This is a genomic window from Streptomyces sp. A0592 (assembly GCF_004795115.1).
GTDB lineage: Bacteria > Actinomycetota > Actinomycetes > Streptomycetales > Streptomycetaceae > Streptomyces > Streptomyces erythrochromogenes.
In genome coordinates, this window is record NZ_SSBM01000011.1 from 204493 (window position 1) to 217971 (window position 13479).

Sequence of the window (13479 nt, forward strand, 5' to 3'; positions counted from 1 at the left end):
CATGTCCAACTGCCCCTGAACGGGCCGCTGGCCGCCCCGGCCGTCCCGGGGCGGCCACGACGACCGGCCCACCCACCTCGGCCGTGGGCGCGCGCCGTGGCGTTGAGCCGCTTGCGCCGGCCTTGACGTGGTGGCCACACACAACGGATCACGTTCCACTCGTCGCAACTGCCCAGTGTCACCAGGTCCGTCACTTCGGCGTCCTGCGCCCTTCAGTGAAGCGGCCGTCGCGCGGGACGCGCCGTTCACCAGGGGTCCGGGCGGCGGAAGCGGATCGAGGTGAGCGCACCGTGGGCTCTGCCCCGACGGCCGGACCGCTGCCGGCGGCCCTCGTCCCACACGCGGACGGCTGCGCGCGCACGGCAGGAGGCCTGCCAGGAATCCCGGAAACACCACACGGGCGGCCACCGGGCTCGAATATCGTGCGGTGGTCGAGTCGGCGTGAGGAGGGCGTGTGACGGATGGCTGAGATTCCCGCAGAAGCCGTACAGCGGGCCGCACTGGCGGCCGTGGAACGCGTGGGAGGCGGCGACGGCCTGCGCACGGACGTCCTGGCCCGGCTCCACTCCACCGACGGTGGCACGCACAGCTACCTCGACCCCGTTGCGCTCGCCTCGCTCATCGTCACCGTCGCCACTTCGGGCTGGGTCGTCACCCAGGACCTGCGCAAGCGCGGGGCCGAACTGCGTCGCGAGGTCCTGACACGGCGCATCCGGATCGAGCTGGACGGGAACGGGACCGTGTCCGCCGCGGAACGGGACGCGATCATCGAGGCAGTCGTGGAGCAGGTCGTGCGCGAGAGCACCAGCCAGGAGGAGGACGGCCAGGGGCAGCGTGGCACAGGTCAGCTTCCCTGAACCCGGACGGGCCGTCGTCGTCCCTGCCGACGACGACTTCGCACTCCTCGGCGAAACCGGACCGGCCGATCTGCGCTGGTATCTGGAGGACTATCCGCGTGCCCCGTTCGGCGAGTACGCCGAGCGGGGCCGACGGATCACGGCCAGGCTGACCGAATGGGGTCGGGCGCTGTTCACCGCCGCCTTCGGCACTGCCTCCGACCGCTACCGGACGTGGCGCGCCTCGCCGTCTCCCCTGCTGGAACTGCGTTCCAGCAGCGCGGCGTGGCTGGGTCTTCCCTGGGAGCTGATGGCCGATCCTTCGCGCCCGACCCCGCTCGCGCTGGACGGTGTGCGCTTCACCCGGATGCTGGACACGGCTGACAGCATCCCCGGCTTCGGCGTGACCGGGCCACGGCTGCGGGTGCTGATGGTGATCTCCCGCCCGTCCGGGGCACGCGATGTGGCCTTCCGTACGATCGCCCGGCCTGTCCTTGCCGCTGTCGACGGGGGCACCGTCGAGGTGGTCGTCGTCAGGCCTCCGACACTGGACGGCCTCGCCGACGCCCTGGCCGCTGCCGCGGAGGAGGGACGGCCCTTCCAGGTCGTTCACCTGGACTGCCACGGTGAACTCGCCGACGAGGCGGTGCTCCTTTTCGAGAAGCCGGGTGTCGGCGCGGAGCGCGTCCGCACCTCGCAGGTGGCGCGGGTGCTCGCCGACGCGAGAGTCCCCGTCGTCGTGCTCAACGCGTGCCAGTCGGGTGCGGTGAGTTCTGCCCTGGAGACGGCCATCGCGACCAGACTCGTCTCCGACGGCGTCGTCGCCGTCGTGGCCATGGCCTACACCGTGTACGCGGTAGCCGCCGCGCAGTTCATGACCGCCTTCTACGCACGCCTCTTCGCGGGCGGCAGCGTGTCCGATGCGGTCGTTGCCGGACGCGCCAGAATGGCCCGCCACCCGGACCGCCCCGGCCCCACGGGACGTATCCCCTTGCAGGACTGGCTCATACCCGTGCACTATGCACGCTCCGAGGTGCGCTTCCCCCGCTTCGGCATCCCAGCCCCCAGCACACCCGGCAGGGACCCGCTCGCAGCAGTCGGAACGTTCGTCGGACGCGATCACGAGTTCCACGAGCTGGAGGCATCGGCCGCCGCCTGCCCCGCGATCCTGCTGCACGGTTCAGCCGGGACAGGGAAAACGGAGCTGGCAAAAGCATTCGGCCGCTGGTGGCGTGACACGGGCGGGGTCCGGGCGCCCGAGCACGTCGTATGGCACACCTTCGAACCCGGGATGCCCGCCCTCGGGGCATCTGCGGTGGTATCGGGCATCGGGATGAGCGTCCTCGGTGCCCCCTTCGCCGCCGCGGACGAGACCCGGCGGAGCACCATGGTCCGTCAACTGATGCATCGTGAACGGCTGCTGCTGCTCTGGGACAACGTCGAGGTACTCGAGGACAAGGACCTCTCCGGCATCGCGGAGTTCCTCGGCGACCTCGGCTCCAGCGTCGTGCTGATGACAAGCCGCACCCCGGAAAGCCGCCTCGGCGAGCTCCGCCGGATCGAACTGACCGGACTGTCCCCCGAAGAGAGTTCTGCCTACATCGACGAACTCCTCGCCCCCTACCCCGATGCCCTCCCCCGACGCACCGCTCCCGGCTTCGCCGAGCTCCTCACATGGCTCGACGGCCACCCCTTGACCATGCGAATCGTCCTGCCCCACCTGGACACCACCGACGCCGATACCCTCCTCGCCGGGCTGCGTGGCGCCACCGCTCTGCCCACGGGATACGGCACGGGCCGCACCGGTTCACTGGCCGCGAGCCTTACCTACTCCACCGCGCGGCTGACCGCCCGCACCCGCAGCCTCCTCGCGGCGACCGCCCTGTGCCACGCCGTCATCGACACCGACGTCCTTGCCCTCATGTCCACAGCCGAGGCCTCCGGACGCTTCCACCGCATCACACACGACCAGTGGACGGCCTCCCTGGACGAAGCCGCCCGCGCCGGGCTGCTCATCCCACTCGCCGGCGGAATGTACCGGCTGCACCCCGCACTGCCCGCACACTTCCACCACCAGTGGCGAGCCGACGCAGCCGTCGACGGCGTCGACTTCGACATGGAACTGCGCGCCGCACAGCACTCCTTGGTCCATGCCATGGCGAGCCTGGCCAGCTGGGCTTACAGGCAGATCGAGTCGGGCAACGCGGTGACCGGATACGTGGTTGCGGTGCTCCACACGCCGAACTTCATCCACGCGCTCCGCAGCGCCCTCGACGAACAGTGGTGGCCGGCCGCACAGCAGCTCGGTCGGCTGCTGCACGCCGAATGGACCCGCACAGGCCGAACCGAGGCAACGCGACACTGGGCCGACCGGGTCCGGCTGGCTGTGGAGGACGACGAGGGCAACCCGCCCCGGACCCCTGAGGAGGGCATCGGACTCTGGCTGCTCTTCGTCATCGCCGAGCTGACCTCCCAGCCACTGGCGGACTTTGCCGCTTCCGAGGGTCTCTACCACCGGGCGTACGCCCTGCTGCTCGACCAGCCGGACGACGAGCAGAGCCGCCGCCTCATGGCCGTCATCTCCTACGAACTCGGCAGGATCCACATCCAGGCGGGACGCACCGACGAGGCCAGGAAGTGGCTGGACCGGGCGCTCACCACCGCTCACGGTCTCGGACACCAGCAGAGCGTTGCAGCCATCCATCTCTCCTTCGGAGACATCGCGGTAGCCGAAGGGCACTGGGACGACGCCGACCGCTGGTACGACCACGCCCGGGCCCAGAGCGAAGCCGCCGAGGACCAGGGCGGCACTGCAACTGCGCGTCAGAAACTCGGATGGGTGGCGTGGATGCGCCGGCGCTGGGACGTGGCCGAAGAGCATTACCACGCAGCGCTGGCGATACGTCGGGCCCTGCAGGACCGGCCCGGCCAGGCGGCCGCGATGCTCGCGCTCGGAGAGTCCGCCCACTATCGGGGCGACCTTGACACCGCCGAGCGGCTGTACCGCGATGCCCTCGTCATACGGGAGGAACTGGGCGACCGTGAGGGAGCCGCCGGCATCGATTACATTCTCGGTGAACTGGCCCAGCAGCGGGAGCGCTGGGACGAGGCCGAAGGGTGGTTCCGCCGCAGCATTCCTGCCTTCAGCGCCACCGCCAACCGTTCCTCACTCGGTACGACACACCACGCCCTGGGACGACTAGCCGAGGCGCGCCACCGGTACCGGGAGGCCGAGTCCTGGTATCGAAAGGCCCTCGCCGACTTCCAGGAGACCGACAACAGGCCTGGCACAGCCACGAGCCACGGTGCGCTCGGGGCGCTGGCCGAGAAGGAGGACGACCTCCCGGCGGCCTTGGAACACGTGGTGCGGTGCGTGACGCAGTTCGACGATTTCCCCAACCCCGGCGCGGGACCGGGAGCGGAACACCTGCGCCGCCTCGCCGCCGCACTCGGTCTCGACGCCCTGTCCCGTACGTGGACCACCGTGACAGGCAGCGAGCTCCCCGCTTCCGTCCACGCGTACATCACGGCCACCCCGTGAGCCTCGGCTCCGTTCTTGGACGCCTACGTCCTCATGGACGGCCCCGCTCGTCCGTGCGCCGGCATTTTCGACTGACCGCGCCCGCAGGCTGGTTCGAGCGGGACCGTAATCTCTCTGTTCATGAGGGTGCGGAGTCGGGTGTGGGGCGGCACGACAGGTGGCCTCGGACCGGCTGGGAGGGCAGGTACTAAGCGGCGCTGGCGGCGGTCGATCACGGGCGCGGGGCGGCGGTGCTCGCCGAGTTGCCTGTCGGACCAGGGCCTCACGAGGGGGCCTGGCCGAGCCCCACCGGCGCTCTCCCGACTGTTCCCCGCCTACGCCGGCGCGCAGGAACTGGCCACCGCCGTGGCCCTGCACGCCCTGGGCCGCCATGACGAGGCGGGGGAAGAGGCCCGGCGGGCGCTGACCGCTTGCGAACGCCACCTCCATCCCTGCCACCCCCGGGTGGCCGGGATCCGGGCACTGCTCGCGCTCATGGCCCCCGTCTGACGGACGGATGTCCCGGCCTGCCCGAGTGGGCGGCCCCGTGGCCGGGTGCCGCACCGGCGTCACTGCTCGGATGTGGCGCGTGGGGGAGGGTCCGGGTCGCTCACGGGGTGGCTTCGTGCTCCTCCCTGGTCGGTTCCGGTGCCTTCGGGAGGTCCTGGGCGGCGCGGAGCGGGCCCGTCAGGAGGAGCAGCGCGCACAGCGCGTTGCCGCCGTAGAGGAGCCACAGGGCGTCGCGTTCGCCGAGGAGGGTGCCGAGGGCGCCGCCGAGGAGGCTGCCGACGGGGATCGTCCCGTACATCACGAAGCGGATGGTGGAGCCGACCCGGCCCAGCATGTCCGGCGGGCAGTACGCCTGCCGGAAGCTGACGATGATGACGTTCCCGGCGACCACCCCGGTCATCAGGAAGAACTCCCCGACCAGGAAGGCCAGCAGCCCCACCCCGTCCGTGGTGAGCGGGATCAGCAGCCCGAACGGACCCCCGCAGAAGGCGCACAGCAGGACCGCCCGGGCCGTACCGAACCGGCGGGTCAGGCGCGGCGAGACCACCGCGCCGAGGACCCCGCCCAGCCCGGCCAGGGCGATCAGGACACCGATCAGCGCGCCCGGCGCGCCCACCGTCCGGCTCAGGAACAGGATCGACAGGGACTGCGCCCCGGCCAGGAAGAGGTTCATCGCAGCGTCGCACAGCAGGATCGTCCGCAGGAACGGGTCCCGAACGAGGAAGGCCACGCCCGCGCGGATCTCCTTGACCAACGACCTTTGAGAGATGGCGCGTTCCTCGCCGCCCGGCGGGCCCTCCGGGGTCCGGATCCGCAGCAGCAGCGCCGCCGAGACCAGGAAGCTCAGCCCGTCGGCGAGGAAACCGGCGGCCGCGCCCCCGGCCTGGGCCAGCGCCCCGCCCGCCCCCGGTGCGACGACCTCCGCGACGGATTCGCTGGTCTGGAGCCGGGCGTTGCCGTCGGCGAGCTCCTCGTGCGGCAGCACGGTCGGCAGGTACGCGCTGTAGGCGGCCCGGAAGAAGACGTCGGCGGTGCCCGACAGGACCGCCACCAGCATCAGCTGAGAGGTCGTCAGGACGTTCAGCCAGACCGTCGCGGTCAGCGACAGCAGCAGCAGCGCCGACACCGCGTTGCACACGATCATCACCGGCCGGCGGCGCATCCGGTCGGTCCACGCCCCCACGGGCAGCCCGAACAGCAGCCACGGCACCCAGGCCACGGCGCCCAGCACCCCCATGGTCAAGGGCCCCGCGTCCAGCGTGTCCACCGCGATCAGCGGCAGCAGCACCCGGGTGGCCGCGCTCCCGAACTGGCTCACGGACTCGCCCGCCCACAGCAGCCGGAAGTCCCGGCGGCGCAGCGCGCCGCGACCGGCGCTCACCGGCCCACCGTGCCCCGGCCCAGCAGCGCGGCGATCTCGGCGGCCGGCTTGGGAGCCATCATCTCGCCGTGCGCACAGGGTACTTCGTGGTGGGCGACCGGGCCGGTGGCGTACGGCTCCCACACCCGCGGCCCGGGCGCGTCCGGCTCGTGGGCGGCGGCGGCCAGCGTCACCCCACCCCGGAACACCCCGGGACGGTGGGCGGCGGCCAGCCGGTCGTGGTGGACGTAGGCCTCGCCCAGGGCGGCGACGGTCTCTCCGTCGAAGACGGACAGCGGGCCCTCCTCGGCGGCCGCCACCAGCTCGGCGAGGGTCAGCGGACCCCCTCCGGCCGCGCCGCACTCCTCCAGGGGCGGGTAGCCGAGCGATTCCAGCAGGTCGCGCAGCGGGTCCGCGGCCGGGGCCGCCGTCTCGCCGGTGGCCGCCGGATACCCGTCCAGCAGGGTGAGTCCGGCCACCTCCTCGCCGTCCCGCTGGAGCGTCACGGCCACCTCGTGCGCGACCACCGCCCCGAAGGACCAGCCCAGCAGGTGGTACGGGCCGTGCGGCTGGACTGCGCGGATCAGCGCCGCGTACTGCGCGGCCATCTCCGCCACGCTCCCGGGCCGGGCCCCCGGATCGCGCAGAGCCCGCGACTGCAGGGCGTGCACGGACTGCCGCGGGTCCAGGTGCTCCAGCAGCCCCCGGTACACCCAGCCGGTGCCCGCGCCCGGGTGGACGCAGAACAGGGCGGGCGCGCCCGGCGCCCCCGTGCGCAGCGTGACCATCGGCGCCAGCGGGTCCGCATCCGGACGGTGGTCCGCATCCGTGCGCTGCTCCGCATCCCCGTGAGGGTTCGCGTCCCCGCCGAGAACCGCGCCGCCGGAGCGGGCGGCGAGCCCGGCGACCGTGGGCGCGGCGAACAGGTCCTGGACCCCGAGCTCCGTGTCCAGGGCCTCGCGCACCCGGGCCATCAGCCGGGCCGCCAGCAGGGAGTGGCCGCCCAGGTCGAAGAAGCCGTCGTCCGGGCCGACGGCGTCGGCGGGCAGCCCCAGCACGTCGGCGAACAGGCCCGCCAGGACCTCCTCCCGCCGGCCGCGCGGCGCCCGGCGCACCCGGCAGTCCCCGCCCGCGCCGGGCTCCGGCGCGGGCAGCGCGGCCCGGTCGAGCTTGTCGTTCGGGGTCCGCGGGAAGGCGTCGAGCACGACGAACGCCGACGGCACCATGTGCGCCGGGAGCGTCCCCGCCAGATGGGCGCGCAGGTCCGCCGCGTCCACCGCGGAGCCCGTGCCGCCGTCGCCGCCGGGGGCCGGGACCACGTACCCGACCAGCCGCTTCGCACCGCCGGGGCCGTCCTCCCGTACGGTCACCGCGGCCCGGTCCACCCCGGGCGCCGCCGCGAGCGCGGCCTCGATCTCGCCGGGTTCGATGCGGAAGCCGCGGATCTTGACCTGGTCGTCGGCGCGGCCGAGGTAGTCGATGCGGCCCTCGCGGTCCCGGCGGACGAGGTCGCCCGTGCGGTACATGCGGGCCCCGTCCTCGAACGGGCAGGCCACGAAGCGGCCCGCGGTGAGCGAGGGCCGGTCCAGGTAGCCCCGCGCCAGTCCGGCACCCGCCAGGTACAGCTCGCCGGGCACGCCCGGCGCCACCGGGCGCAGCGCCGCATCGAGCACGTAGGCGCGGGTGTTGGCGACGGGAGAGCCGATGAGCGGGCGCTCGCTGCGTGCGGTGTCCCACCACAGGGCGTCGACCGTGCACTCGGTGGGTCCGTACAGGTTGTAGGCGAGCATCCCCTCCGTGGCGCGCAGCCGGCTCCACAGGCCCTCGCCCGCGGCCTCCCCGCCGATCAGCAGCAGCCGCGGCGGGGCGTCGAGCAGGCCCTCCTCGATCAGCTGCTCGGCGTGCGTCGGCGTGGTGTCGACGACGTCGAGGGCGGCGTCGGCGACGTGCCGGACGAGGGCGGCGCAGTCGCGGCGCACGGCGTCGCCGATCAGGTGGAGTTCGTGCCCGGCCAGCATCCACATCAGGGCGTCCCAGGAGGCGTCGAAGGACAGCGACGCCACCAGCGCCACCCGCAACTGCCGTCCGGCACAGGTGCGTTCCGCCTCGGCCATGGTGTGGGCGCGGTGGAAGGCGTACAGGTTGCACAGCGCGGCGTGGTCGACGACGACGCCCTTGGGGCGGCCCGTGGACCCCGAGGTGTACACGACGTACGCGGCGTCGCCCGGCCGGGGCCGCCGCAGCGGCCCGGTACCGGGCCCGGCGGCGACGGCCTCGTTCTCGTCGTCCACCTCGTCGGTGAGGACGAGCGGGACCCGTGCCGGCTCCGCGAGCGGCAGCAGCGGTGCGGTCGCGGAGTCCGTGACCACCAGCGCCGGGGCGGAGTCGGCCAGCATGCGGGCGATCCGTTCGGCCGGGTGGCCGGTGTCCACCAGGACGAACGCCGCACCGGACTTGAGGACGGCCAGGATCGCGGCCACCGCCGCCGGGGAGCGCGGCAGGGCGATGGCCACCACCCGCTCCGGGCCCGCCCCGTCCCGGACGAGACACCGGGCGAGCCGGTCGGACCAGGCGTCGAGCTCGGCGAAGCCGATCCGCTCCGCGCCGTGCACCAGCGCGGTCGCGTCCGGGGTGCGGGCGGCCTGCGCCGCGAACAGCTCGGGCACGGTGGCGTCGGGCACCGGCAGCGCGGTGTCGTTCCACTCCTTCAGCACCCGTCGGCGGGCCGCGGGGGTCAGCGGGTCGGCGGCCCCGACCGGCAGCTCCGGCGCCGCCGCCAGCAGCCGCACCATCCGTACCAGGGCGGCGGCGAGGTCTTCGGCGGTGGCGTGGTCGAACAGCTCGGCCGCGTACTCCAGGAAGCCCGAGATCCCGGCGGGGCGGCCCTCGGCGTCCCGGAGCTCCTGGACGTCCAGCGTCAGGTCGAACTGGGCGACGTCGAAGCGGAACGGCTCGGGGCGGACGTCGAGGCCGGGCAGCGCGAGCGTCCCGTCCGCGCCGTCCTGCACTTGGAGCAGCACCTGGAAGAGGGGGTGGCGGGCGAGGGACCGCTCGGGGTTGACCGCCTCAACGACCCGCTCGAAGGGCACGTCCTGGTGTTCGTACGCGGCGAGGTCGCTCTCCCGGACCCGGCCCAGGAGTTCGGCGAAGGTCGGATCGCCCGACACGTCGGTGCGCAGGACGAGGGTGTTGACGAAGAAGCCGACCAGGTCGTCCAGGGCCTCGTCCGTACGGCCCGCGACGGGCGTCCCGATCGGTACGTCGGTCCCCGCGCCGAGCCGGGACAGCGTCACGGCCAGCGCCGCCTGCACCACCATGAAGAGGGTGCAGCCGTACTGCCGGGCCAGTTCCAGCAGCCGTCCGTGCAGCTCGGCGTCCAGGCCGACGGGGACGGAGCCGCCCGCGAAGTCCGCCACCGCCGGGCGCGGCCGGTCGTAGGGCAGGGCCAGTTCGGCGGGCGCCCCGGCCAGTGCGTCGGCCCAGAAGGCGAGTTGGCGGGAGAGCGGGCTCGCGGGGTCGTCCTCCGCGCCGAGCAGCTCCCGCTGCCACAGCGTGTAGTCGGCGTACTGCACCGGCAGCGGTTCGAAAACGGGCGCGGCGCCCGCGCACCGGGAGGCGTAGGCCTCGGACAGGTCTCGGAACAGCGGCCCCCAGGACCACCCGTCGAGCGCGATGTGGTGCACCACGAGGGCCAGCACCCACTCCTGGGGCCCGGCCGCGAGCAGCGCCGCCCGTACGGGGGGCCGCGCGGCCAGGTCGAACGGGACGGCCAGCAGCGCGTCGAGGGCCGCGGCGGTTCCCTCCGGACCGCACTCCAGCAGGTCCAGGGGCGCGCCGCCGCCGGCCGGCAGCACCCGCTGGTACGGCTCGCCCGCCGCCTCCGGGAACACCGTGCGCAGGGCCTCGTGGCGGTCGGTGACGTCGCCCAGGGCCGCGGCCAGCGCCGAGGTGTCCAGCGGGCCGCGCAGCCGCAGCGCGAACGGGCAGTGGTAGCCCGCGGACTGGCCCGCCCGGCTCAGGAACCACAGCCGGCGCTGGGCTGCCGACAGCGGCGGGGCCTCGGGCCGCTCCGCCGCCGCGGTCAGGGCCGGACGGGGGGCCGCCCCGGCCGCGGAGTCCTGCGCCAGGCAGGCGGCCAGCCCGGCCACCGTCGGGTGCCGGAACAGCTGGCGGATGCCCAGGTCGCCGCCCAGGACGGCCCGGATCCGCGAGAGCAGCCGGGTCGCCAGCAGTGAATGGCCGCCCAGCTCGAAGAAGCTGTCCTCGGCGCCCACCGACGGCAGCCCCAGCACCTGCGCGAACAGCTCCGCCAGGAGCTCCTCGCGGGGCCCGCGCGGGGCGCGGGAGGAGAGCAGCGCGCCGAAGTCCGGCGCGGGCAGCGCCGCCCGGTCCAGCTTGCCGTTCCGGTTCATCGGGAAGACATCCAGGACCACGAAGGCCGAGGGCACCATGTGGTCCGGCAGTCGTGCGGCGAGCCATCCGCGCAGTGCGCCCGGTTCGGGGCTGCGGCCCGCGGCCGCCACCACGTACGCCACGAGGCGCTTCCCGGCGGGCCCGCCGTCCCGGGCGAGCACCGCGGCCTGCGCCACCTCCGGGCAGGCCCGCAAGGACGCCTCGATCTCGCCGGGTTCGATGCGGAAGCCGCGGATCTTGACCTGGTCGTCGGCGCGGCCGAGGTAGTCGATGCGGCCCTCGCGGTCCCAGCGGACGAGGTCGCCCGTGCGGTACATACGGGCCCCGTCCTCGAACGGGCAGGCCACGAAGCGGCCCGCGGTGAGCGAGGGCCGGTCCAGGTAGCCGCGGGCCAGGCTCGGTCCGGCCAGGTACAGCTCGCCCGGGACGCCCGGGGCGACGGGCCGCAGCCCGGCGTCCAGAACGTACGCCCGGGTGTTGGCCAGCGGGCGGCCCACGAGCGGCTCCTCGCTGAGGGCGGCGTCCCACCACAGGGTGTCGACGCTGCACTCGGTGGGCCCGTACAGGTTGTGGCAGAGCATCCCGTCTGCGGCCCGGACCCGCGTCCACAGGGCCGCGCCCGCCGCCTCGCCGCCCAGCAGCAGCACCTTGGGCCGGTGCGCGGGATCGTCCAGCAGGCCCTCCTCGACGAGCTGTTCGGCGTAGGTCGGGGTGACGTCCAGGGCGTCGATGCCGGCGCGGGCGATGTGCCGGACCAGCGCGGCCGCGTCGCGGCGGGTGTCGTCGTCGACGAGGTGGAGCTCGTGGCCGGCCACCATCCACAGCAGCCCCTCCCACGAGGTGTCGAAGGACAGCGCGGCCGTCAGCGCCATGCGCATCCGGCGCCCGCCGTGCAGCTGCTCCGCGCGGGCGATGACCCCGGCCCGGTGGAAGGCGTAGAGGTTGCGCAGCCCCGCGTGGTCGATGACGACGCCCTTGGGATCGCCGGTCGACCCCGAGGTGTGGATGACGTACGCGGCATGGCCGGGCAGGATCCGGCGGCCCGGGACGGGACCGGCGCCGCCCGCCGGGACCGGGCCCGGCGCGTCGACGAGGACGCGGACGGCGCCGGTGTCCGGGAGCCCAGGGGCGGTCGCGGCGTCGGTGACGACGGTGCTCGCGGTGCCCAGCAGCCGGGCGATCCGCTCGGCCGGGTAGTCGGTGTCGACGGGGACGAAGGCGGCGCCCGCCTTGAGCACCGCGAGCAGCGCCACGACGGATTCGGCGGACCGGGGCAGCGCCAGGGCCACCAGGTGCTCCGGGCCGACCCCGTGCCCGGCGAGCCGGTGCGCCAGCGCGTCGGCGCGGGCGTCGAGCTCGGCGAAGGTCAGCGCGGTGTCCCGGAAGACCAGGGCGGTCGCGCCGGGGGTGTGGGCGGCCCGCTCCTCGAACAGTTCGGGCAGGGTCCCCGCGGGCACCGGCGCGGCCGTGTCGTTCCACCCGGACAGGACCAGCGCACGCTGCTCGGCAGAGAGCGGGTCGGCCTGCCCGACCGGGGCGGCGGGGTCGGCGGCGAGGCGCTCCAGCACCCGGGCGAGGGCGGCCGCGAGGTCCTCGGCGGTGGCCCGGTCGAACAGGTCCGTCGCGTACTCCAGGGCTCCGCCGATCCCGGCCGGGGCGCCGCCCGAGTCCCACCGCTCCTGGAAGTCCACGGTCAGGTCGAACTTGGCGACGTCCCAGGCGGCGGACTGCTCCGCGCACTCCAGGCCGGGCAGGGCGAAGGCGGGGCCCTCGCCGCTGTCCAGGGTCATCATCACCTGGAAGAGGGGGTGGCGGGCGAGGGACCGCTCGGGGTTGACCGCCTCGACGACCTGCTCGAAGGGCACGTCCTGGTGCTCGAAGGCGGCGAGGTCGCTCTCCCGGACCCGCTCCAGGAGCTCGGTGAAGGCCGGGTCGCCGGAGAGGTCGGTGCGCAGGACGAGGGTGTTGACGAAGAAGCCGACGAGATTGTCGAGGGCCTCGTCCGTGCGGCCCGCGACGACGGTCCCGATGGGTATGTCGGTGCCGGCCCCGAGGCGGGAGAGGAGCACGGCCAGGCCGGCCTGGAGGATCATGAAGAGGGTGCAGCCGTGCTGCCGGGCCAGTTCCAGCAGCCGTCCGTGCAGCTCCGCGTCCAGCTGGACAGGGACGGAGCCGCCCGCGAAGCTCGCCACCGCGGGGCGCGGCCGGTCGGCGGGCAGGGCCAGTTCGGTCGGGGACCCGGACAGTTCCCGCGTCCAGAAGGCGAGTTGACCGGCGAGCAGGCTCTCCGGGTCGTCCTCCGCACCCAGCAGCTCCCGCTGCCACAGCGTGTAGTCCCGGTACTGCACCGGCAGCGGCTCGAAGGCGGGCGCCCCGCCCGCGCACCGGGCGGCGTAGGCGGTGGCCAGGTCGGCCAGGAGCGGCCCCCAGGACCATCCGTCGGTGGCGATGTGGTGGATCACCAGCGCCAGCACCCACTCCTCGTCGCCCAGGGCGAAGAGGCGTGCCCGCAGCGGGAGTTCGGCGGTGAGGTCGAAGACGTGCCCGGCCTCGGCGGCCAGTGCGTCGGCGAGTCCCGCCTCGCCGGGGCGGACGACGGGCAGCTCCGGCGCCCCGTCGGTGATCTGCTGCACGGGCTCGCCGTCCACCTCGGGGAAGACCGTCCGCAGCACCTCGTGCCGCCCGGTCAGATCGGCGAGGGCCGCGGCCAGCGCCCGCGGGTCCAGCGGACCACGCAGCCGGGTGGTGAGCGGGCAGTTGTACGCGGCGCCGGTCTCGCCGAGCTGGTTGAGGAACCACAGCCGCCGCTGGGCGAACGAAACGGGAAACACAGGACCTCC

General features: G+C 74.1%; 5 protein-coding genes. 3 read left to right on the forward strand and 2 right to left on the reverse strand.

The genetic code is table 11. From position 1 onward, the window contains the following. The first annotated feature begins 461 nt into the window (after positions 1 to 461). The 3 genes from E6U81_RS18530 to E6U81_RS39875 all read left to right on the forward strand — a co-directional run bounded on the left by E6U81_RS18530 (position 462) and on the right by E6U81_RS39875 (position 4866). The gene (locus tag E6U81_RS18530) at positions 462 to 857 is read left to right on the forward strand and encodes a hypothetical protein (protein WP_136231195.1); all 396 of its coding nucleotides are present in this window, start codon (positions 462 to 464) and stop codon (positions 855 to 857) included. Continuing rightward, on the forward strand, positions 835 to 4377 hold the full coding sequence (locus E6U81_RS18535) for a tetratricopeptide repeat protein (protein ID WP_136231196.1): 3543 nt from the start codon (positions 835 to 837) through the stop codon (positions 4375 to 4377). The genes E6U81_RS18530 and E6U81_RS18535 overlap by 23 nt, the downstream gene beginning before the upstream one ends. 345 nt (positions 4378 to 4722) lie before the next feature. Then, positions 4723 to 4866: a hypothetical protein gene (locus E6U81_RS39875; RefSeq protein WP_168714660.1), complete on the forward strand. Its 144-nt coding sequence runs from the start codon at positions 4723 to 4725 to the stop codon at positions 4864 to 4866. 100 nt (positions 4867 to 4966) lie between these two features. Here the strand turns inward: E6U81_RS39875 and E6U81_RS18540 are convergent, their stop codons facing one another. Further along, complete coding sequence (locus tag E6U81_RS18540; protein ID WP_136231197.1) at positions 4967 to 6247, reverse strand: MFS transporter; 1281 nt, start codon at positions 6245 to 6247, stop codon at positions 4967 to 4969. Further along, the gene (locus E6U81_RS18545) at positions 6244 to 13470 is read right to left on the reverse strand and encodes a non-ribosomal peptide synthetase (protein ID WP_240803891.1); all 7227 of its coding nucleotides are present in this window, start codon (positions 13468 to 13470) and stop codon (positions 6244 to 6246) included. The genes E6U81_RS18540 and E6U81_RS18545 overlap by 4 nt, the downstream gene beginning before the upstream one ends. Positions 13471 to 13479 lie beyond the last annotated feature (9 nt).

What these genes read in the sequence shown, in the direction of transcription:
- E6U81_RS18530 (WP_136231195.1), top strand. Translation starts at nt 462, where the DNA reads ATGGCTGAGATTCCCGCAGAAGCCGTACAGCGGGCCGCACTGGCGGCC.